Here is a 19,552-nt window from a genome sequence, read left to right as displayed (position 1 = left end):
ACTGGCGCTCGGTTCGCATCAAGGCTCTGGATCAGGTGAGTATTTCCTGCGCACATCTGTACTGTTCATTTCCATTGAGCTCTAAAGCTTTCCACGCCTGGACGCATTCACTTTCCGCGCCGCCAGATCGGTCGTCAGCCTTTCGATGAAAGCACACAGACCGGATCTGCCATGAATCTGAATGAACTCGACCACACACCGATCGATTCCATCGATCCCTCAACACAATTGGGGCCGATCGTGGAAACGCATGGTTTCGCGGCCTGGCGGATAGCGCCCTCGACAGTCTTGATCCAGGTCGACGTCGACCTCGACAAACTCTCCGCCCCAGCACTACGAGAACTTCTCAACTCGTACGCTGCGGAGTGGTCTCGCGTCATTCTGGACTTGTCCAACTCACTGTTCGTCGGTGCGGTCTGCCTCGAACTGTTCGCCGAGCTGAACTCCCGTTCGCGAGCCAACGACTTCCAGTGGGCCGCGATCGGGTCACACCCGCTTCGACGCTTGCTTCGCGCGGCGCGGGCGGAAGAGGAATTCCCGGTCACCAACTCTGTCGAGGGAGCAATGCGCGCGCTCGACGAAGCAGAGAAGTCACTCGAAGCCTCCTGACGCGACGGCTGCACCGGCGTCGAGCGCCGGGCGCTCGCAGCGACTAAGGTTCGTCGGGCTGTCCGACGAGCTGAGAGAGACCGAGAATGACAATCGCCAAGCGCCTCGATGCCTTGCAACAGAAGCATCCGGCCCTGGGGTTCCCGATAGCGGTCCTCTACAAGTTCCTCGACGATCAAGGTGTTTATCTAGCCGCGCTGATCGCTTACTACGGCTTCGTCTCGCTCTTTCCTCTTCTTCTGTTGCTCTCGACCATTCTCGGCTTCGTGCTGTCGGGCAACCCTGAGCTTCAGCAACAGATCTTGGACTCCGCGCTGCATCAGTTTCCGGTGATCGGTGACGACCTGGGCAATGCGCAACAGATCGGCGGCGGTGTCACGGGTCTGGTGATCGGAATCGTCGGTGGTCTCTACGGTGGCCTCGGTGTCGCTCTGGCTTGCCAGAACGCGATGAACACGGTGTGGTCGGTACCCCGAAACATGCGACCGGATCCCATCCGCGGGCGTCTCCAAGGGCTACTACTCCTCGGCACGATCGGTCTCGCGATCTTGGGGACCACCGCTGTCTCCAACATCGGCGGTGCGCTTCATCTGGGCGGTTCGTTCAGCTTCCTGCTGACCCTTGCGGTAGTCGTCTTGAATGCGGGCATCTTCATCGTCGCTTTCCGGCTCACCTGCGCCCGCCCGCTCTCGGTAGCCGATGTGGCACCTGGAGCGATCGCCGCTGCTGTTCTCTGGCAAGCACTTCAGTCCTTCGGTGCCCTCTATGTGACCTCTGTGGTGCGGGGTGCCTCCACCACCAATGGCGTCTTTGCCATCGTTCTGGGTTTGTTGGCCTTCTTGTTCCTCGCTGCAGCCTCGATCGTCATGTGCGCGGAAATCAACGTCGTGCGAGTCGACAAACTCCATCCGCGGGCGTTGTTGGCTCCGTTCACCGACAACACCGAACTCATCGAAGGCGATCGGCGCACCTTCGCCGATCAAGCAAAAGCACAACGCGCGGTTCCCCACGAGAACATCCATGTGACGTTCGACGGGCACACCAAACCCGACGATTCGGACTGATCTCGACCCCGATCGAGTTGGGTATTTGGTCCCCTCCTCGGTATCGGGGTGGCATTCTGCGCCGCGAATCCAGATTTAACACAGGTGTTGTCATTTCGCGCTGCATCGAAGGGACGAATACATCACAGCAGGTAAACGCGCATAGTTGAACAATCACCTGCTTCCGACGTGGTCCCGGAACGGGACAAAGCCGTCAAATACTGCAACTCGCCATGCATGTAATTGGAGACAGAAAAAGAAGAGCATGGCAGGATCAGGTGTGAGACCGGACTCTCGATGGGAGGGCTCGGCTCGATGGATCCAGGAGAATTTGGTTATGGCTCAGGGCAGTGTCAAGTGGTTCAACGGTGAAAAGGGCTTCGGATTCATCGAGCAGGAAGGTGGCGGACCGGATGTGTTCGTTCACTACTCGGAGATCCAGGGCAGCGGCTACAAGTCCCTCGACGAGGGCCAGAAGGTCGAGTTCGAGATCGGACAGGGCCAGAAGGGCCCCCAGGCTCAGAATGTTCGCGCCATCTGAGTTCGATCCCAGTCTGACTTCAGACTGAAAAGGCTGGACGCTGCACCGCATGGTGCCGGCATCCAGCCTTTTCTTGGTTTCCGGGTCGTCTCGGTTCACGGGTCGGGCTTGTTCCGAATATTGGCACCGGTTACGTCGCTCGCGCCCGCTTCTTCTTGTGGGAGCTGTCGCAGAACGGCGCGATGCCGGTCCGCCCACATCGACACAATGCAACCGTAGAGCGCTTGTTCTCTATCGGAGTGCCGTCGTCACGGAGCAACTCGAAGTCACCACGCACCAGCAGCGGGCCGTCCGTGCAGGCGGTTATGGTGGTGTTGTTACCGGGAACACTCGGTGTTTCGGCAGATGACGATTCGGGAAACGCGGTCATATGTCCTCTTCAGTTCTCGATTCGGCCACTGGTGTGCCCACTTCCATGCCTGTTCCACAGGCCCGCGGCCCACTGAGCGCCACTCTCGTTTCCATTCTGCGCTCCTCGGCCGATCCGAGGGAGATTACGGCTGCCGCTGACGCGTACGAGGATGCACAGTCCACCGACCTCACCTACGACATTCTTCGTGACGACGACGCTCAGCTGACCCTGACGCTCCTCTACGAGCTTCATTTGCAGGGAATCGAGAACGTCTCGGACAAATGGGAGTGGAATCCGGACCTGCTCGCGGTGCGGTCTCGGCTCGAAGAGCGTTTCGAGTCCGCCATCGCGCAACTCGTGGGGACAGTGGAGTCGTCTGGCGACGTCGTGGCCGACCTCTGGTCGATGACCGCCCCCAGTGCAGGCCCAGGTCTTGCGTCCTTCATGGCGAAAGATGCAACGATCGATCAGTTCTCGGAGGTGCTGATTCACCGTTCGCTCAATCAGCTCCGCGAGGCGGATGTGCACACCCTCGGAATTTCGCGCCTCTCCGGTGCCGTCAAGGCCGCCCTCGTCGAAGTGCAGAGCGACGAGTACGGAGGCGGCCGCGCAGAGCGAATGCATTCGCGTCTTTTTGCCGACACCATGCGGGCTGTAGGTCTTTCGGACCGCTACGGCCACTACATCGATTCTGTTCCCGCGGTAACGTTGGCGTCGTTGAATGCTCTCTCGCTCTTCGGTTTTCATCGCCGCCATCTCGGAACGCTGGTCGGGCACCTGTGCGCTGTCGAGACCACGTCTGCGCTGCCGAGCAAACGATACAGCGCAGGACTGCGCCGACTCGGATTCGGTTCGGGCGCGACACTGTTCTACGACGAGCACGTGGAAGCGGATTCCGTTCACGAACAGATCGCCGTTCGGGAACTTGCCGGCGGTCTCGCTTCTTCGCAGCCGCACCGCACTGATGACATCTTGTTCGGCGCCGCAGCGTGCCTGGCGTTCGACGATCTTCTCGGCGATCACCTCACATCGAGTTGGGAGAAGGGCAAGACTTCGTTGCGCGAATGATCACGAGTTGTTCGATTTCCTGACCGGTGGTGATCAACCCTCGTGCCTCGAGCATGGTGCGCCTCTCGCGCATCACGGGCCCGAAGGGAACGTACTTCCGGGCTGAAATCTCTACGGCCATACCGTGTTCTTCGAGTATCGCCTCGGTCTTGTCGACCCCACACAGCACCGATTGCAAGAGAAGCAGTGTGCCGCCCGGGACGAGCACCTCGTGCACGGTGGCTGCGATCCTGTCGATGAGGGCGCGTCCGTCCTTTCCTGCGTCCCAAGCACGTTCGATTCCAGCGGTAGGGAGATCATCTGCAAGAGCAGGGACGTACGGCGGGTTGGAGATCACCAGATCGAAGAGTTCGCCGTGCACCGCCCCGGTGAGGTCGCCACGACGGGAGTCGATCGAGGTTCCGTTGAGGATCCCGTTGAGACGAGCATTGGCACACGCGCGGCGAGATATGTCGACCGCGACGACGTGGCCTGCGCCTGCCGCGGATGCCGCGACAGCGAGGGCGCCGGTCCCCGTGCACAGATCCAGCACCCGACTGCGAGCGGTGAGGCGCTCGAACAGCAGCGCATCCGCCAGTAACGACGTGTCGTGTTGCGGTGGATACACACCAGGTAAACGCAGGATCATCATCGGCTCCTCTTTTTCAGGCGACATCGCACATCGCTGCGTGCGGCTACCCAGGAACCTCGGATTTCATGCAACATCGAAGCAAAGACCGCCTGGAACGGTTACATCGCCGCAATTTGCGGAGTAGACCTGAATCATGACAGGCAATGCGGACACCCCACAGGGAGCCGCGGCGTTTGCTTCCGCAGCAGATTCGCTCGACACCCTCGCCGAAGCGATTGCCGGACTCCGGTCCACTCTGAACACGGACGCGCATCTCGACTCCATGCTCCAACGTCTGGCCGAGACGGCGGTCAAAGCGCTGCCGGATGCCGATGCTGTCAGCGTGACGGTGCTGTCCGCCGATGGCCCACGAACTGCTGCATCTACCGCGGACTACCTTTCCGCGATAGACGATGCCCAGCATTCCGCCGATCGTGGTCCGTGCGTTGACTCCGCGCGCACCATGTCGTCGGTTCGGTCGAAGGTGGGTGATCACGACGACAAATGGCCGGAATTCACCGCCGAGGCCCGGAAACAAGGTGTCCGGTCCTACTTGTCCGTGCCGCTCACCATGGGCGAAGGAAGCACCGAACTTCTCGGCGCGTTCAACGTCTACGGATTCGCCTCGACAGAGTTCAAGCCCTTCGACGAAGAGTTGATGAAATTGTTCACCGCCGGTGCGGGCGCGGCGATCGCAGATTCACGACGCTGGCGTCAGGCACACGAGCACATCGAACAGTTGCACTGCGCCATGGAATCTCGTGCCGAGATCGAACAAGCCAAGGGCGTGCTGATCGCCATCCACGGCATCGACGCCGACGAAGCATTCAGCCGACTCGTTCAGCAATCGCAGCACACCAACGTGAAACTGCACGAGGTGGCCCGGATGCTCGTCGATTCGGTGCGCCACCGCCGGTTCTGAAGATTCTTCGGTGCAAAACCCCGTTTTGCACCCGAAAGCACAGTCGCAAAACCCCGTCTTGTACCCCGCCGGCACATCTCTCAAACGTATCCAGAGATGTTTCACTGAAACAGTTTTCGACCTGCACGGCTGCTGGCGGTCGCGCGGCGGCACCCGTCCGAAATGTGGTTATCTGTTGAGAACCGGGACGAAAGAAGACCCGACCGTACCAGGGTGAGGAAAGGATCGTCACTGTGCCAATCGACCAGGTTCTTGTCGTAGTTCCCGCCCACAACGAAGCCGAAGACCTCCCCAATTGCCTTCGTGCACTCGCAACAGCGGCGTCGGCTTGCGTTGTCCCCGTCCGAGTGGTTGCCGTCCTCGACAACTGTTCGGACGGAACCGCGGGGGTCATCCCCGACGGGGTGGAAGTACTCCGCGTCGAGCATCAGAACGTCGGCCGTTCGCGAGCGACGGGTTTCTCTGCGTTCGGCTCGGATTTGGGGGCCTCAGCGTGGTTCGCCACGACCGATGCCGATTCGGTGGTCGGCCCCACCTGGATTGCGCGCCAATTGGAGTATGCGCGTACTGCGGACGTCGTCGCGGGCACCGTTCGCATCGCGGACTGGGAAGGCCATCCGCACTCCGTTCGCGAACGGTACGAACGTATGTACCACGCACATCCCTATGGTCGACACGGTCACGTCCACGGTGCCAACCTCGGTGTCCGCGCCGATATGTACTGGGACGTCGGAGGATTCTGCGATCTCGAAGAAGACGAGGATGTCGATCTCGTCCGGCGGTTGAGCGAGGCCGGTGCCTGTATCGCGTGGGCAGAGGACATTGCGGTCACCACGTCTGCGCGTCTCGACGGCCGAACTCCGGGCGGCTTTGCCGGACATATCCGTAACCTGGGTGGTACGACCGCCGATAACGAAGAAGCGGAGCTGGCACGATGAAACGACTACACACACTCCTGGACGCAGGTGGACTGTACTTGCCGCTGCCCGGCGGCGGCGCGACGGCCGCACGGTGGACCTCCCTGGCAGAGCTCACACGGGAGAATGTGGTTCTCGGCCGGATGGCTGAGGCTCACACCGATGCCGTCGCGATACTCACCGAACTCGACGGACCGGATCCCGAACCCGGGCAGCTGTGGGGAGTGTGGGCGGCCGAGCCACCCCAACCTGTGGTGAATGCGTCTGAGCACGTGGGGATCTGGACGCTCACCGGTCGCAAGTTGTGGTGTTCCGGCGCCAACACCTGCACGCATGCACTGATCACCGCCTTGGTCGACGGTGTCCCCTCCCTCTTCGCGGTCGAGCTCGGACTACCTGGGGTGCATCCCGTTCCCGATTCGTGGAAGGCCGTCGGTATGGCCGAAAGCGACTCCAGCGCGGTCGACTTCGACATGGTTCCGGCCATACCGGTCGGGACGGCAGGCGACTACCTGAGCCGCCCGGGGTTCTGGCACGGCGCGATCGGCGTGGCTGCATGCTGGTACGGCGGCGCCTGCGGCGTCGCTGATCCGTTGTACGACAAGGCTGCAAGCAGCGAAGATCCCTACGTACTCGCACACCTCGGTGCGGTCGATGCAGCGCTCGCCGCAGCGCGCAACGCGCTCGCAGTCGCGGCGGCCGAGGTCGATGCGGATCCCTTCGACGAAAATGCCGAGGCCATGCAGCGGGCACTCCGTGTGCGCGCAATTGTCGAGCGCGCCGCTACCGAGACCCTGGATCGGGTGGGACGCGCTCTCGGCGCCGCACCGCTCTGCATGGACGCCGCGCACGCCGCACGGGTAGCCGATCTCACCGTCTACTTGCGGCAGAGTCACGCCGAGAAGGATCTCGCCGAGCTGGGCCGGATTGCAGCCAAGGGGAAACGGCCGTGGTGAACTCGAAACTGTTCGCGCAGAAGCCTGTCGACGACGGCGGTACTCCCGAATCGACATGGCGGGAGTGGGGAAGAAGTTTTCCGGAACTGGATCTCACCGGATGCTCACGATTGATCATCGTCGCTCCCCATCCCGACGACGAAATACTCGGTCTGGGCGGAACCGCTCTTCTGGCAATACTTTCCGGCATCAGTGTTCAGGTCGTATCTGTCACCGACGGCGGAGCTTCGCATCCCGATTCACCGACCGTGACTCAGCCCGAGATGGAACGCCGTCGACGGTCCGAGTCGGATCGGGCAGCGCGTGTCCTCGGAATTCCCACACCGGTTCGATTGAGCATCCCGGACGGAAAGATCGGCGAGAACCGACAGGAGTTGACCGACCGCCTCAGCTCGATTCTCGGTGATTCCTCGGCGGATACCTGGTGCGCCTCCACGTGGCGCGGGGACGGCCACCCGGACCACGAAGCCACCGGAGACGCGGCGGCGAGGGCGTGCGCGGACACTGGATCGCGCTTGATCGAGTATCCCATCTGGGCGTGGCATTGGGCCGCGCCGGATCATGCGGCAGTCCCGTGGGAAAGAGCACGAAAGGTGCCCTTGCCCTCCGACGTTCAGGCTGCGAAATCTGCTGCCACCAATGAGTTCACTTCACAGATCGCTCCGCTTTCCGATCATCCCGCGGATGCACCCATCCTCCCCCGCCACGCGATGGAACGATTACTGAGGCCGTACGAGACGGTGTTCGTATGAGCGATCGTGAACTCCCCGCGGATTACTTCGCCAAGATGTATGCCGCACAGTCCGACCCATGGGATTTCGAATCCCGCTGGTACGAGCAGCGGAAGTACGCACTCAGTGTCGCTATGCTCCCGAAACCTCGATACCGTCGCGCATTCGAACCGGGGTGCTCGATCGGGGTTCTCACCGAGAAGTTGTCCGAGCGCTGCGACAGCGTTCTCGCCACCGACATCGTCCCGACCGCACTCGAGAGCGCTCGTGCGAGGCTTACCGGACATGACGCCGAATTTCGGCTCTGGGCCTTGGGTGACGACTGGTCCGAAGAAACCTTCGACCTCGTCGTCATCAGCGAAGTCGGCTACTACCTGACCTTCGAAAAGCTCATCGAGGCAATGCTGCAGGTCGTCGAGCATCTCGAGCCTGGCGGAACGCTGCTGTGCGCCCATTGGCGTCACGTCGTGCCGGAGTATCCGCAAAACGGTGACGCTGTTCATTCGGCTGTGCGCCAGACGCCGGGGTTGGCGCAGTTCGCGTCGTACCAGGACGAGGACGTGCTGATCGATGTCTTCGTGAAGGGTCCGCCGTCACCACCGTCGGTAGCTCGTTCCGAAGGTCTGATCTAGTAAACCTGTGCGCGGTTGAGGAGTGTGGGGGCTCCTCAACCGCGCACCGGGGTCAGTCTCGCTGCTCCAACGCGAGGTCCGTATCCGACTGCAGTTCACCGACTTCGGACTTCAGGATCCGCATCGACCTGCCGAGGCCCCGGGCCGCGTCGGGCAGCTTCTTCGAACCGAACAGCACCACGAGCACTACTGCGACGATCGCCCAGTGAGTCGGGCTGAGCGCGCCCATCAGGCGGGTTCCTTGCCGTCGGGGTACACCGCATCGACCTCTACCTCGACGAGCCAACCGGCAACGGGCAGTCCGGCAACCTCGAGGGCGAATCGGGTGGGCCGGGCGCTGTTTCGCTCGATCGGAGCGATCGGCTCGGCCGTGCCCATCGGCACCAACTCGGTGTCACCCGTGTCGAGATTGGTGTTGGCGAAGAACTGCCGGTACGCGCGATTCCATCCTGTGTAGTCGGCCTTGTCCGATCCCGGCGCGTTGTCGAGGAAGACGCGCATCGTCACGACGTCTTCGAGACTCAATCCCTGAGCTTCGAGGTTGTCGCGGATCTTCTTGAGTACATTGATGCCCTGCGCCTCGGTGACGGTGACACCGGCCGGCAGAACACCGCCGGAGAACTGACCGTCGATGTACGACTCCGGCGAACCTTCCGGCGCCGCCTTGTTTCCTGCCGACGGACCGATGCCGCTGGTCTTGTAGATTGCGGTGTCGCCGCCGATCGCGACGCCCTGAGCGATCATCGGGTTTGCCTGCCCCGCTTCGAGAATCGATTTCGAGGCGAACGAACTCGATGTGGTCTCGGCGTCCGCCTCGTCAGACGAGCAGGCAGTGGCGAAGCCCAGTAGCGTAGTGGCGGCGAATGCCGCTGCAAGGACCTTGGTTCTGCGAGATTTCATGATGTGACCTCCAGAGAAAGTGATGGAAAACGAAGCACGTCAGGCAGTTTGCGCAACACGCTGATGCAGGTGGGTCACGACGTCCTGCGCGGACGTGAAGGCCCCGTGCTGCCAGGCGATGGCATTGGAGAGGTGATCGCCGGCGAAGTAGATCCGGTCGACGGGGTCGAGCAGCTTGGTGTACTCGGGAGTTGCCATGCCGCCGTGGGAATCTCCCGCGCCGGCCCATGATGCCCAGGCGGATTCCGAATACTTGGTGCGACGCCAGCTTCCGGAGAAGGACGACGAGATGTCGCGAGTGTATTTGTCGCCGTGGATTTCTGCGCCTTCGGCGATGGCCTTTGCCAGCCGCTGACGGTGGGTGAGCGATTCGAAAGCCTGTTGACGCTTACCCGAGCTGTAGTACGCGACGACGACGCCGCGGTCGGAGTTGTAGTGATCGTAGGGGAACATGATCTGGGAGATGTCGCGGTCGGTGTTGGACGCGCCACCGTAGATGCGGTCCTCGGTCTCCCACCACCGACGCGAGTATTCGATACCGAGCTTGCCCGACGACGACGGCTTGGCTGCATCCAACGCGAGCAGGATGTCGGAGGGCAGATTGTTGTTCAGCCGCTTGATCAAGTGCGGCGGGATCGTGCAGATTGCGTAGTCGGCGGTGATCGACTTGGATTTGCCGTCGACGACGTAGTCGACGGTGACGCCTTCCGGCACGTTCTTCATGCCGCTGACCTCGGCGCCGAACTCGATGTTGTCCATCCCGATCGCGTCCTGGAACTTGTAGTAGATCCGGTCCATGCCACCGACGGGGGTCATCATCGTCATGGCCTGGTCGTAACCGAACTCGAAGGAGAATGCACGCCCGATGCCGCCCTGGATGACATCGCTCATCCCGAATGGTTCGATCTCGGTTCCGAAGTTGAGGCCGGCGCCCGGCTCCGCGGAGTGCCCTCGACGCGAGGATCCGACGTAGCGGCCGTCGCTGGAGAGATCGCCGAAGTCGGTGAGGAAGGACGAGAGTGCTTCTTTGTCTTCCTTGCTCAAGACCTGGTCGAGAGCGCCCTGATTGGTGGCCTTCTGCAGCAGCTCGGACATGTATCCGTAGGTGTCGGCTTTGGCTGCTCGGTAGGTGATCGACTGATTCGCCAGCGGCTTGTTGCCGGTGTAGTTGACGAAGGTGTTCGCGTTCTGGTTTCCGAACATCTGCAGTTCGACGCCCAGTTCGCGGCAGTAGTCGATGGTGTTGTGATTTTGCGGAATACGCGTCGCACCGAGGTTGTAGAAGTGCCCCTCGGAGAACGAACAGGTCTGTGTCTCACCGTTCAGGTCGGTTTCTTCGGTGCCGTTGCGGATCGACCACACCCGACCACCCGGGCGGTTGCGTGCTTCGAGGACGGTGACCTTGTATCCGGCCTTCTGCAGTTCGTAGGCAGAGCACAGCCCGGACGGTCCGCCGCCGAGGATCACGACGGAGTGATTTCCCTTGACCTTTCCGATCAGGTCACCCGCAGCAGGTGCCTGAAATCGCCTCGGCGTCGACGCCACTGCCGGCGCCAGGCCGATGGACGACATAGCACCGAGCGCCAGGCCCGCGCCGCCGGTGATTCCCAGGCTGCGCATGAAAGATCTACGTGTGTATGGCATTCGAGCTCCCCAGTGTGCTCCCGGTGACCCGGGTGGTTGGTGTTGAACACAGACTTCAGGAGCGTTGGGTCCGGAACTTGACGCACAGGAAACAGTCAGTGGGGACCGAGTGAGAAACCTGCGAGCATCAGCATCGGGCTCTCTCACCCGAGTGCGATCAGCGGAAGCATGCCCGCAATATCGGCGTTACAGAACCGGACTAGCGTGACGCGACATGTCCGCTCTCACCGAAGCCATCGCGCGGTCCTTCACCACGCGCGAGAAGCAGCCCCCGGCGCGATCACCGCTGCGGGCGTTGGGCCGTCGGCAACTCTCGGGCGCCGAAGTGCTGGCCCAGTCGGTGGCAACCACTGCCCCTGCTGTGTCGATGGTCGTTCTGCCCGTCACCATGCTGACACACGGCCGATTGTTGAGCGGGATGATCACCATCATCGCGGCCACCGTGCTGGTGACGCTCATAGCCTTCTGCGTTTCGCAGTTCACTCGCCGAATGGCTGCGTCGGGAGGATTGCACAGCTTCGTCTTTCGTGGCCTGGGCACCCGGGCAGCATTGACCACCGGCATCGCCATGCTGGTCAAGTACGTCGGCAGCGCGGTCATGACGCTCTATCACGGCGGGCAGGCGGCAATCGCGTTGCTCGGCTTCGCGGGTGTGCACGTGGACAAGACTTTTCACGTCATCGTGCTCTATCTGGGGATAGCCTTGCTGATTCTCGGTGCCCTCGTGCGAAGTGTCAGATTCGCCGCGCTCGCGATCCTCGTCGTCGAAAGCTGTTCACTTCTGTTCATCGTCGGGCTCATGATCCTGGGCGGTTCCGGAAGTCAACAAGCGCAGATCGTTCCGCCCACCTCCGGCCACGGACTACTGCTCACCGCTCTGGCTGCCGTGTTCGCTCTCGCCGGATTCGAGAGCGCGGCCTTCTTCGGCCCCGAGGCTCGTCGGCCGCTGGTAACCGTCACCCGCACAGTCCTTCTCACTCCGATCATCTGTGGATCGCTCTTCATCTTCGCGGGCTGGGCCGCTTGGTCCGGGCGCAGTGACACCCTCGTCAACGCCTATCTCCACGGAACGGCGACGGGCGTGAGCCCCGGTGTCGTGATCGCTCTCAACGTCGGTCTGGGTTGCTCGTGGCTGGCGTCGTCGATGGCGTCGTCCAATGCTGCGTCACGCCTGGTCTATTCGTTCGGTGTCGAGCGCCTACTCCCCCGCCGGTTCGCCTCGGTTCACAGTGCCTTCCGTACGCCCTACTTCGCATTGACTACCGTGGTCTGCACCGTCCTGCTGGGCGGCGGAACCTTTGCCGTTCTCGGGCGCGGAGAAATCTTCGACGACGTTCGACTGACTGTTCGCGGCGCCGTCATCGTGGCCTATGCACTGACGGCTATCGCATCCGTTGTCTTCCTGACACGGATCGGCGAGCACACTCCCGGCGTTCTCGCGGCCGCGTCGTGTGGCAGTGGTGCCGGAGCGATAGTCCTCGGTTACCTGGTTTATGCCAACACGATCGACCACGCGTACGTTGCACCGATCGCCGTGCTCGTGATCCTGACTTCGGGCACACTCTGGCAGTTCTACCTGCGACGCCGAAGCCCCAAAAGTCTGCTGCACGTCGGCGCTTTCGACAGTCCCGAAACCGAGGACGTACTACCAGGAGCTGGGGTGTTCGCTACCGACGCAGCCGGAAACATCGTGCTGGTGGGCGAGCCGACTGCCGGCGCCCGCTGATGGTGGGCCGACCACGCGACCTCGGTGGGCACGAACCCCGAGCGGTTCAGCGCGCCCTTGCCCTCCTCGAGTCGGCGGCCAGGCTCGGATCGGGAGCCACCGCCAAGGACATTGCCGCCCTGGCCGACATCCCACCTGCCACTGCGTATCGGTTACTCAACATCCTTGTCGCCGACGGTTACCTGGTTCGGATCGCCGACCTCTCCGGCTTCGCACTAGGCCGACGCACCCGTGAATTAGCCGGGGCTGCCGCCGAACCCACACCCATCGACAATTCGGTGCTCCTCGAAGAACTCCGCGAGCAGCTACGGTTCGGCGTCTATCTCGCGTCGTTTGCGGAAAACCGAATCAGACTGGTGGATCGCGATCCCGACCACGAACTCAGCGGCGAACGCACACTGGTCACGGCCCTTCACGCGTCGGCTATCGGGAAACTGCTCCTCGCCAGCCGACCCGAATTGGCCGAGACCCCATTGCGAAAGGTCACCGCACACACCATCACCGACGGCGACGCATTGGAACTCGAACTCTCGCGGATCCGGCGCGGCGAGCCCGCCCGTGAGGTCGACGAGATTCGTGTCGGACGCTCCGCCGTCGCCGTCCCGATCCACGACGCGGAAAGGTGTGTCGTCGGTGCCTTGGCTGTGATAGGTCCGACCGGCAGACTTTCCGTCGACGACGTAGACCTGGTCGTGCTGTTGCGGGAGTACGCGGAACGCATCGTTGCACCGACGATGTCGAAGGCAAGCTGAAAATCAGAGGCCGAACACACGTTTGGCAAAGCCGAGATGCTCGTCAGCCCAGCCGATGACGCCGAGCGTGGAATCGAGATTCTGCGGCGGAGTGCGCACCAAGGTGTCGCGTCGGACGAGTCGGTCGAAATCGACCTGAGCGCGGTCGAACTGGACCCCTGCCGTGACCATGATGTTCGCCAGTTCTTGCGCCATCACCCCGTACGCGACTGTCGTGGGATGAACGCCGTCGAGCGAGAAGAGGCCGCCCGAAGCGCGGCCGCCGCGACCGTCGGCGGAGAGGAACAGCGAGTCCGGCACGGGTTGCAAGTCGGTCAGTGCTTTGGGGAGGGGGTACGGCGTCCACCATGACGGCCGCGCATTGACGTCGGTGACGTAGCGCCGTGAGGCCACGCGCTCGAGCAACCCGGCAATATCGCAGAGGTACCAGTCCTTCCCCACCCGACGGGCATTCGCGACGGCTTGCTCGATTCCGTCGTTGTACATGTCGATTGCGCTGTCGACGGCCCATGCCTGCGCGCCGGTGATGTGTTGATCGCGTTGTGGGTCGAAGTCGGTGTCGCGCACCCACGGTCGTGCGTAGTACGGGAAGTAGCGGGATCCGATTTCGATCTTGCCGCCGAGCCCGTGGGCGATCGGTGCGATGGTCACGTGTGGGACAGTGCAGAGGATGACGTGCTGCGCGTTGATCTTCCGGATCGCGGCGAGCACCTCGGCATACTCCGACGCGAAGTGCTCAGGCCGCCACACCGTGTAGTCGCGCTTGCCGCCCGGATCACGGAAGTTGTTGCCGCTCCACTCGACTCGAAGTTCGGTGACGGTGCGGAGCGCGTTGTTGGCACCGAGGAAGACGATCAGAGTTTCGATGCCTTCCTTGCCCAACTCCGCTGCTGCGTCGAACGCGGTCATACGCTTCTCGGCGTCGGAGCCTCGCGGCAGAACTCGCAGTGCGGCGCGCTCGCCGTTGTTCTCGACGATCTGGCTGATCAAATCGTCGTGCGGTTGGTGAAGAGCATCCTCGCAGCCCTGCGCCGTCTTGGTCAGAGCGTCACGAAGATCCCACCCGTACACCGAGAGGTTGTGGTTGATTGTCGAGAATGTCGGCGCCTCACTGCCCGGTCCGCGTTCCCAGTAGTCCTCCACCTGGTCCATGAACGCACGTGCAGCAAAGAGTGCGAGCGGAACCTCCCAGAGGTCGAGCCGTGGGCCGAAGCGCTCCTCGAGGGTGCGGAGCAACAGTTCGATGTTGAGCGGAAGCCCGCCCGGGCCGCCGTAACGGGGAAAGCGGAACTGGTCGAGCCGGCCCAGCTGGTGAGCAATGATCGCCGGATACGACAGATCGGTATTGAAGATCGCCCCGCTCTGGAATCCCTGCGACAGCGAATCGCCGATGACCACCAACCGGTGGGGAGCATCTCCCCCTGGCGGAACTACCGGAATCCCCACTGTGGGATCGAACTGCGGAACCCTTGGTCCGCCGGCGGCCGCGGCCACGACGTCGTCGGGAGTATCGGATGGAAGTTCCATGCCCACTCACCTCCGGAAAAGTCCAGCTGGTCAGCTGATCAGTGGTGGCTTACGCCGATCGGCATTGTCCTGCTCCGATTGCTTCTCGATCGACCTGACAACCTCGTCGGCCCACTGTTGATTTCGCCCGTCGAATTCCGCGCGGTCCCGACGCGCGATACCCCGCCCCACCAGGATGGCAATCGGAATGGAACACACGACCCATACGAGTAGTACGCCTCCGACAATCCACCACATAACCAGTAATTGTGCCCGATTCGACGACTGTTGTGCTCCAGGTCGAAACATCTGTCCGAATCGTGGCGGTCAATCCAGGTGAGCGCGCAGGTCAGAAACGATCTGCGTCGACGGTTTCACGGGCTTTGCGAACCTGATTCCAACCACGAGCGGCGATGCCGAAGGCAACAAGCGACATCAGATCCGAGACCGTCAGACCGTGTTCTCTGTTCAACGACCACAAGACCTGACCTTCCAGCGGTCCATTGAAGAACAGCCACGCCACCCCTGCACAGACGGTCACAACAACACTGGCTTTGGACGGCTTCATCAAACACACGGTGCTGGTCACGAACAACAAGTTCATGAAAACCAGACCGTAGAAAATTCCGATCATGCGACTCCCCCCGAAGTTCGTTCGTTCAGCCGCGGTTGAAGTTCAGGTACGCCTTCGACGGTGTCGGGCCGCGCTGGCCCTGGTATTTGGATCCGGCCTCGGAGCTTCCGTAGGGGAACTCTGCAGCGCTCGAGAGCTTGAGCAGGCAGAGCTGTCCGATCTTCATTCCCGGCCAGAGCGTGATCGGCAGGTTTGCGACATTGGACAGCTCCAGTGTGATGTGGCCGCTGAAACCCGGGTCGATGAAGCCGGCGGTGGAGTGCGTCAAAAGGCCCAGGCGCCCGAGGCTCGACTTACCTTCGAGACGGCCGGCGAGGTCGTTCGGCAGTGAGCACACTTCGAGAGTCGAACCGAGAACGAACTCGCCGGGATGCAGTACAAACGGCTCGCCCTCTGCCGGTTCGACCAGGCTGGTCAGCTCGTCCTGGCGCAGTGCCGGGTCGATGTGCGTGTACCGCGTATTGTTGAACACCCGAAACAGACCGTCCAGTCGGACGTCGACGCTCGACGGTTGCACCATGGAGTCGTCGAAAGGGTCGATACCCAGACGTCCAACGGAGATTTCGGCACGGATGTCACGATCGGAGAGCAGCACAGGTAGAGGTTACCGGTTCTGCGGGCAGTGCCGGCCCATCGCCGGGGCGATCACACTGTGGTTACCGAACACGATGCGCGGGTTCTGGACTCCCACGGGAGAGCCCAGCCCCACCTATCTCAAGTTCTCCATGCCGAAAGGCTTTCCCGCGCAGAACTTGTGGGCAAATCATTTACCGATGGCGCCGACTTCCACACGCCTGTGTTGATCAATGACGGCCGGGGACACCGCTGCTTGAAAGCTCGTCTGATAATGTTCGGAAAGCACGTTGGTCGGCGGTGAAAACACGTCCGGTCGGCTGCGACGCCGATGTAGTTCAATGGTAGAACATCAGCTTCCCAAGCTGAATACGCGGGTTCGATTCCCGTCATCGGCTCCACAGATTCTTCGCAGCTAAAAGGGCATTTCCGCTGACGGAAACGCCCTTTTGCTTGCTCGATGACGCCGCGAATACGCCGCGTGGCGAATTGCCACTCTGCAGGTTGCGCGCCTGCCAATGCCCGATACTCTCGGCACCGCATAGTTCCCAACTCCCTACCTGAGCTGAGAGGCCGTCGCAAAATTTACGGAGAAAGCCCTCTGCCAAACCGACGCGGAATTCCAGCCTGATCGCTTCCGGGTACGGTGTATGACATCCCAGGCCTGTTCTCGAATCCCTCTGCTCCGCCATCCAATAGGGCCTGGCGTACACGCGCCTCGGTGGCCTCAATTTCCTTACCCACAGCGAGATACAAATTCCTTGCCAATTCGCGACAAGTATGAGCAAGTTCTGACCCAAGCGGCGATCCGACACCAGTCATAAAGCCGACCCCTACCGTTGGGTTCGATGGATCAGTAAAGTCCATCATTCCGCCCACCATCACAAACTCGAACGGGCTTATAGAATGCGCGATATGCTTGTCACGCATGTTCTTGATGTAGTTGTGCACTGCACGCGCAGCCCCCGGTTCCGACTGGTCCAAGGCATCTAGCATTGCTAGATCTAGCCCACCACGTATACCTGTACCGAAGCATCGAGAATACGCAATCGCGCCTGCCGAGAAATACGCCAGCACGGGCGTATGGTCGATCGGCTCGTCTTCCTCAAGACAATTCTTAAGTTTGTCGAAACATTCTGCGGCAAACTTGAGGTCAAGCGATACCCCAATGAGATTGTATAGCTCCGTCACGTAAGGGACTTCCTCGATATTGACCAATTGCACCATATGGCCGTCATCCCCGTCGGGGCCGCCAACAACACTCTCTGACATGACATCGACAGTAGCAACTATCTCGAAGAATCAACCGCGATATTCCGCAACGTCACAACGTGCAGCGGCGAGCGCGAAAAGGTCCAACCCACCATGACTCATTCTGGGTGGGGCAGGCCGTCGAGGAGCTGCCCCGGCGTCGTCCGCAAGCCTGCCGACAATTTGAGTAGGTTCTCCACACGGGCGCTGCGCTGGCCGCGTTCAACCTGCCCCATATAGGTCCAATGCACGCCGCACTGTTGTGCGGCGTGTTCTTGGCTCCAGCCCAGTTCAGCGCGGCGTGCGCGGACGCGCTCCCCTAGCTCTCGAAGGGTTGGGCTCAGCGGGGGCTTTGCGGCATCGGACACGGCTACCTACTCCATACGTCCCAACTGCAATGATCCAGAGCTGAAACGTCCCATGCATAAACGTCTCAACTCAAAACGTCCTATTATCTATCGACGTAACCGTTCGAGCGACGTTGCGGACACAGGTCCGACGCACACCTCGACTTCAGCAAGGAGCAACAGATGAGCAATTCAAGCGTCGGAGTCCTAGTCGTCCTCGTGGCGGTTTGGCTTGTATGTGGAATGGTGGCAGCGGTAATCGCGGCGCGAAAAAGCCGAAGTGCAGGTGGGTTCTTCGTCCTGGGCTTCCTGTTCGGCCCGATCGGCGTTCTCGTGGCGATCCTCGCCGCTCGCGGAAATCCAGCTGCGCCAAAGGGATCGCGCTCGGTTACGTGCCCGCGCTGCAATGCTCAGCAGAACATCTCCGCAACTCAAGGGCAATACGAGTGCTGGCAGTGCAAGCTGGTCAGCCCCTCCGCCGCCCGCTAGACCGCGCGGATCGGAACCACATTGCCGGTTTCGACCGGTGTAGTTCCCATCGCTCCGAGGGCGGCCATTGCGTCAGCGTGGTCGTCCTCGAAGAGGTGCGCGTAGACCGTAAGTGTGGTGGTGACCTTCGCGTGGCCCATGAACCGCGCAATCTCCAGTGGCGAGATTCCCGCCGCCACGCACAAACTCGCGTACGTGTGGCGGAGCGCGTGGAACTTGAGCGGCGGGAGCAACGCCGCGCGAGGATCGAGTCGGTTCGCCCGCAGCACAGAAGGCCGATAGACCGCCTTGTAGAAGCTCGGGTGGCGCATCGGAACCGACCAATCCAGCGTCAACCGGGCTTCGGCCTCCTCGACCGAGAGCGCGGCCAAGACCTCTTCGGCCTTGGGGACGATTCGTTTGCCGTCCTTGTCGGTCGCGCGCTTCCCGGTCGGCTTAGCCGCGACGAGCGCGGACGCGGGAAAGAGCGGTGCGCCCGGCTCATCGCGACGGGGGTGAGCTGCGAGATAGTCCCGAAGGATTCGTACCGTCGCGGGCGGCAACGGGACTCTACGGCGTGAGCCTTTGGTTTTCGGAGAGTCGTAGGAGATAACGCCGTCAATCACCATTACCGTCCGATCCACCCGCAATAGGCCCGGTTTCGGCGCTGCGTTCGGGTTGAGCGACTTGGCCGGCAACTCAACGTCCCCGAGCTGGAGACCTGCGAGTTCAGCCGCGCGGAGACCCGACCAAGCCGCGACGTGGATCATGACGTTGTAGGGCCACGGCGCAGCGTTCACGAGCGCGGAAACTTGGGCGGCGGTGAGGAATTGGGCCGGATCATCAACCACTCCTGGAGTCCCGCCCATCGCGGACCGCTCCGACGGCAACCGCACGTGATCACACGGATTCGCGGCCAACCTCCCGTCCGCGACCGCCTGGGCGAGGACCATCCGCACGACGAAAAACGCGTGGCGAACGGTCGAAGGCTTCTTGTCCGCCTTCGACAAACCCTCCACCCAGTCCGAGACGTAGGAGCGGGTGATCCCGTTGAGTGGGTAGCCGCCGAACTTCCGGTCAATCTCGCTTCCCTCTGCGATCTGGTATTCGTACCCGGCCCGTGTGCGCGGCTTGAGGTCGTGTCGGGAGTCGAGCCACCACCGCGCCGCCGCTCGGAACGGGAGTTGGCCCGACTTCGGGTCGAAGGTGGTTCCTCGGCGCTGACTGTGGTCGATGTCGGTGGCGTAGTCCTCGGCCAGCTTCTTGGTCCGGAATCCGCCCTTGGTCCGATGCTTCCCGTCGGGCGTGCGCCACCGAACCTGGTAGAACCGCGTTCCGTCGGCGCGGGTGAGCTTGCGTACGTTCGCCAT

Annotated in this window: 24 protein-coding genes and 1 tRNA gene; 13 read left to right on the top strand and 12 right to left on the bottom strand. The window is 61.9% G+C overall.

Features of this window, described 5'->3' with window-relative positions:
- Positions 1-171 precede the first annotated feature (171 nt).
- The 3 genes from G9U53_RS21540 (at position 172) to G9U53_RS21530 (ending at position 2,193) form a co-directional block, all read left to right on the top strand.
- A complete protein-coding gene (locus G9U53_RS21540) occupies positions 172-609 on the top strand; it encodes an STAS domain-containing protein (protein WP_058038940.1) in 438 nt (145 codons plus the stop codon).
- Positions 610-695: 86 nt separating this feature from the next.
- On the top strand, positions 696-1,673 hold the full coding sequence (locus G9U53_RS21535; protein WP_003943713.1) for a YhjD/YihY/BrkB family envelope integrity protein: 978 nt from the start codon (positions 696-698) through the stop codon (positions 1,671-1,673).
- 316 nt (positions 1,674-1,989) lie between these two features.
- Positions 1,990-2,193 (top strand): cold-shock protein, encoded by a 204-nt coding sequence (locus G9U53_RS21530; protein ID WP_003943666.1) that lies wholly within the window; start codon positions 1,990-1,992, stop codon positions 2,191-2,193.
- A gap of 130 nt (positions 2,194-2,323) precedes the next feature.
- Here G9U53_RS21530 and G9U53_RS21525 read toward each other — a convergent pair whose 3' ends face one another.
- A complete protein-coding gene (locus G9U53_RS21525; RefSeq protein ID WP_003943717.1) occupies positions 2,324-2,563 on the bottom strand; it encodes a CDGSH iron-sulfur domain-containing protein in 240 nt (79 codons plus the stop codon).
- Between G9U53_RS21525 and G9U53_RS21520 the strand changes: the two genes are divergently transcribed.
- Positions 2,564-3,613: an iron-containing redox enzyme family protein gene (locus G9U53_RS21520; protein ID WP_058038939.1), complete on the top strand. Its 1,050-nt coding sequence runs from the start codon at positions 2,564-2,566 to the stop codon at positions 3,611-3,613. It abuts the gene before it with no gap.
- Here G9U53_RS21520 and G9U53_RS21515 read toward each other — a convergent pair.
- Positions 3,570-4,241, bottom strand: coding sequence for a HemK2/MTQ2 family protein methyltransferase (locus G9U53_RS21515; protein ID WP_242692654.1), 672 nt, complete (start codon positions 4,239-4,241; stop codon positions 3,570-3,572). The two genes, G9U53_RS21520 and G9U53_RS21515, sit on opposite strands and share 44 nt — an antisense overlap.
- A 136-nt stretch (positions 4,242-4,377) precedes the next feature.
- Between G9U53_RS21515 and G9U53_RS21510 the strand changes: the two genes are divergently transcribed.
- The 5 genes from G9U53_RS21510 (at position 4,378) to G9U53_RS21490 (ending at position 8,381) form a co-directional block, all read left to right on the top strand.
- The gene (locus G9U53_RS21510; RefSeq protein WP_058038937.1) at positions 4,378-5,145 is read left to right on the top strand and encodes a GAF and ANTAR domain-containing protein; all 768 of its coding nucleotides are present in this window, start codon (positions 4,378-4,380) and stop codon (positions 5,143-5,145) included.
- A gap of 233 nt (positions 5,146-5,378) precedes the next feature.
- Entirely contained in the window at positions 5,379-6,083 is a 705-nt protein-coding gene (locus tag G9U53_RS21505; protein ID WP_042452319.1) for a glycosyltransferase, read from the top strand.
- A complete protein-coding gene (locus G9U53_RS21500; protein WP_054826873.1) occupies positions 6,080-7,018 on the top strand; it encodes an acyl-CoA dehydrogenase in 939 nt (312 codons plus the stop codon). Before G9U53_RS21505 ends, G9U53_RS21500 begins: the two co-directional genes overlap by 4 nt.
- Positions 7,012-7,770 carry a PIG-L deacetylase family protein gene (locus tag G9U53_RS21495; protein ID WP_058038936.1) on the top strand — a complete coding sequence of 253 codons (759 nt, stop codon included), beginning with the start codon at positions 7,012-7,014 and terminating at the stop codon, positions 7,768-7,770. Before G9U53_RS21500 ends, G9U53_RS21495 begins: the two co-directional genes overlap by 7 nt.
- A complete protein-coding gene (locus G9U53_RS21490; RefSeq protein ID WP_007726541.1) occupies positions 7,767-8,381 on the top strand; it encodes an SAM-dependent methyltransferase in 615 nt (204 codons plus the stop codon). The genes G9U53_RS21495 and G9U53_RS21490 overlap by 4 nt, the downstream gene beginning before the upstream one ends.
- Before the next feature lie 52 nt (positions 8,382-8,433).
- On the opposite strand, the gene tatA is transcribed toward G9U53_RS21490, so the two are convergent.
- Genes tatA through G9U53_RS21475 form a run of 3 tightly spaced genes read right to left on the bottom strand, consistent with a single transcriptional unit; the run spans position 8,434 to position 10,901 of the window.
- A complete protein-coding gene (gene tatA, locus G9U53_RS21485; protein ID WP_003943732.1) occupies positions 8,434-8,610 on the bottom strand; it encodes a Sec-independent protein translocase subunit TatA in 177 nt (58 codons plus the stop codon).
- Complete coding sequence (locus tag G9U53_RS21480) at positions 8,610-9,281, bottom strand: Rid family hydrolase (protein ID WP_058038935.1); 672 nt, start codon at positions 9,279-9,281, stop codon at positions 8,610-8,612. The genes tatA and G9U53_RS21480 overlap by 1 nt, the downstream gene beginning before the upstream one ends.
- Before the next feature lie 39 nt (positions 9,282-9,320).
- Entirely contained in the window at positions 9,321-10,901 is a 1,581-nt protein-coding gene (locus tag G9U53_RS21475; protein ID WP_165639236.1) for an FAD-dependent oxidoreductase, read from the bottom strand.
- 238 nt (positions 10,902-11,139) lie between these two features.
- Here G9U53_RS21475 and G9U53_RS21470 point away from each other — a divergent pair, with 238 nt between their 5' ends.
- The gene (locus G9U53_RS21470; protein WP_083056129.1) at positions 11,140-12,651 is read left to right on the top strand and encodes an APC family permease; all 1,512 of its coding nucleotides are present in this window, start codon (positions 11,140-11,142) and stop codon (positions 12,649-12,651) included.
- A complete protein-coding gene (locus G9U53_RS21465; RefSeq protein WP_054825467.1) occupies positions 12,651-13,403 on the top strand; it encodes an IclR family transcriptional regulator C-terminal domain-containing protein in 753 nt (250 codons plus the stop codon). Before G9U53_RS21470 ends, G9U53_RS21465 begins: the two co-directional genes overlap by 1 nt.
- Before the next feature lie 3 nt (positions 13,404-13,406).
- On the opposite strand, the gene G9U53_RS21460 is transcribed toward G9U53_RS21465, so the two are convergent.
- The 4 genes from G9U53_RS21460 to dcd all read right to left on the bottom strand — a co-directional run bounded on the left by G9U53_RS21460 (position 13,407) and on the right by dcd (position 16,138).
- Positions 13,407-14,930, bottom strand: a complete 1,524-nt coding sequence (locus G9U53_RS21460) for a hypothetical protein (protein WP_165639176.1) — start codon at positions 14,928-14,930, stop codon at positions 13,407-13,409.
- A gap of 30 nt (positions 14,931-14,960) precedes the next feature.
- Entirely contained in the window at positions 14,961-15,167 is a 207-nt protein-coding gene (locus G9U53_RS21455; RefSeq protein ID WP_007726530.1) for a hypothetical protein, read from the bottom strand.
- Between the two features lie 91 nt (positions 15,168-15,258).
- The gene (locus G9U53_RS21450) at positions 15,259-15,543 is read right to left on the bottom strand and encodes a hypothetical protein (RefSeq protein ID WP_042452329.1); all 285 of its coding nucleotides are present in this window, start codon (positions 15,541-15,543) and stop codon (positions 15,259-15,261) included.
- A 25-nt stretch (positions 15,544-15,568) separates the two neighbouring features.
- A complete protein-coding gene (gene dcd, locus G9U53_RS21445; RefSeq protein ID WP_003943702.1) occupies positions 15,569-16,138 on the bottom strand; it encodes a dCTP deaminase in 570 nt (189 codons plus the stop codon).
- 305 nt (positions 16,139-16,443) lie between these two features.
- On the opposite strand from dcd, the gene G9U53_RS21440 reads away from it, so the two are divergent.
- Positions 16,444-16,517: transfer RNA gene (locus G9U53_RS21440), tRNA-Gly, on the top strand.
- Between the two features lie 184 nt (positions 16,518-16,701).
- Here the strand turns inward: G9U53_RS21440 and G9U53_RS21435 are convergent.
- Both G9U53_RS21435 and G9U53_RS21430 read right to left on the bottom strand, forming a co-directional pair.
- Complete coding sequence (locus G9U53_RS21435; RefSeq protein WP_165639175.1) at positions 16,702-17,388, bottom strand: hypothetical protein; 687 nt, start codon at positions 17,386-17,388, stop codon at positions 16,702-16,704.
- A gap of 98 nt (positions 17,389-17,486) precedes the next feature.
- Entirely contained in the window at positions 17,487-17,735 is a 249-nt protein-coding gene (locus G9U53_RS21430; protein ID WP_165639174.1) for a helix-turn-helix transcriptional regulator, read from the bottom strand.
- 162 nt (positions 17,736-17,897) lie between these two features.
- Between G9U53_RS21430 and G9U53_RS21425 the strand changes: the two genes are divergently transcribed.
- Positions 17,898-18,203, top strand: coding sequence for a hypothetical protein (locus tag G9U53_RS21425; protein WP_165639173.1), 306 nt, complete (start codon positions 17,898-17,900; stop codon positions 18,201-18,203).
- Here the strand turns inward: G9U53_RS21425 and G9U53_RS21420 are convergent.
- Positions 18,200-19,552 carry a tyrosine-type recombinase/integrase gene (locus G9U53_RS21420; protein WP_165639172.1) on the bottom strand — a complete coding sequence of 451 codons (1,353 nt, stop codon included), beginning with the start codon at positions 19,550-19,552 and terminating at the stop codon, positions 18,200-18,202. The two genes, G9U53_RS21425 and G9U53_RS21420, sit on opposite strands and share 4 nt — an antisense overlap.

This window comes from Rhodococcus sp. D-46 (assembly GCF_011290655.1).
In the GTDB taxonomy this organism is placed as follows: domain Bacteria; phylum Actinomycetota; class Actinomycetes; order Mycobacteriales; family Mycobacteriaceae; genus Rhodococcus_F; species Rhodococcus_F qingshengii.
The sequence above is the reverse complement of the archived record's forward strand: the minus strand, read 5'-3'. Positions and strand labels throughout refer to the sequence as shown.

Bases quoted from the DNA above. Each gene is read 5' to 3' on its own strand.
- G9U53_RS21490 (WP_007726541.1), top strand. From the start codon at position 7,767: ATGAGCGATCGTGAACTCCCCGCGGATTACTTCGCCAAGATGTATGCC.
- G9U53_RS21465 (WP_054825467.1), top strand. From the start codon at position 12,651: ATGGTGGGCCGACCACGCGACCTCGGTGGGCACGAACCCCGAGCGGTT.
- G9U53_RS21520 (WP_058038939.1), top strand. From the start codon at position 2,564: ATGTCCTCTTCAGTTCTCGATTCGGCCACTGGTGTGCCCACTTCCATG.
- G9U53_RS21525 (WP_003943717.1), bottom strand. From the start codon at position 2,563: ATGACCGCGTTTCCCGAATCGTCATCTGCCGAAACACCGAGTGTTCCC.
- G9U53_RS21515 (WP_242692654.1), bottom strand. From the start codon at position 4,241: ATGATCCTGCGTTTACCTGGTGTGTATCCACCGCAACACGACACGTCG.
- G9U53_RS21480 (WP_058038935.1), bottom strand. From the start codon at position 9,281: ATGAAATCTCGCAGAACCAAGGTCCTTGCAGCGGCATTCGCCGCCACT.
- G9U53_RS21540 (WP_058038940.1), top strand. From the start codon at position 172: ATGAATCTGAATGAACTCGACCACACACCGATCGATTCCATCGATCCC.
- G9U53_RS21470 (WP_083056129.1), top strand. From the start codon at position 11,140: ATGTCCGCTCTCACCGAAGCCATCGCGCGGTCCTTCACCACGCGCGAG.
- G9U53_RS21455 (WP_007726530.1), bottom strand. From the start codon at position 15,167: ATGTGGTGGATTGTCGGAGGCGTACTACTCGTATGGGTCGTGTGTTCC.
- G9U53_RS21425 (WP_165639173.1), top strand. From the start codon at position 17,898: ATGAGCAATTCAAGCGTCGGAGTCCTAGTCGTCCTCGTGGCGGTTTGG.
- G9U53_RS21510 (WP_058038937.1), top strand. From the start codon at position 4,378: ATGACAGGCAATGCGGACACCCCACAGGGAGCCGCGGCGTTTGCTTCC.
- G9U53_RS21475 (WP_165639236.1), bottom strand. From the start codon at position 10,901: ATGCGCAGCCTGGGAATCACCGGCGGCGCGGGCCTGGCGCTCGGTGCT.
- tatA (WP_003943732.1), bottom strand. From the start codon at position 8,610: ATGGGCGCGCTCAGCCCGACTCACTGGGCGATCGTCGCAGTAGTGCTC.
- G9U53_RS21450 (WP_042452329.1), bottom strand. From the start codon at position 15,543: ATGATCGGAATTTTCTACGGTCTGGTTTTCATGAACTTGTTGTTCGTG.
- G9U53_RS21500 (WP_054826873.1), top strand. From the start codon at position 6,080: ATGAAACGACTACACACACTCCTGGACGCAGGTGGACTGTACTTGCCG.
- G9U53_RS21530 (WP_003943666.1), top strand. From the start codon at position 1,990: ATGGCTCAGGGCAGTGTCAAGTGGTTCAACGGTGAAAAGGGCTTCGGA.
- G9U53_RS21435 (WP_165639175.1), bottom strand. From the start codon at position 17,388: ATGTCAGAGAGTGTTGTTGGCGGCCCCGACGGGGATGACGGCCATATG.
- G9U53_RS21420 (WP_165639172.1), bottom strand. From the start codon at position 19,552: ATGGCGAACGTACGCAAGCTCACCCGCGCCGACGGAACGCGGTTCTAC.
- G9U53_RS21535 (WP_003943713.1), top strand. From the start codon at position 696: ATGACAATCGCCAAGCGCCTCGATGCCTTGCAACAGAAGCATCCGGCC.
- G9U53_RS21460 (WP_165639176.1), bottom strand. From the start codon at position 14,930: ATGGAACTTCCATCCGATACTCCCGACGACGTCGTGGCCGCGGCCGCC.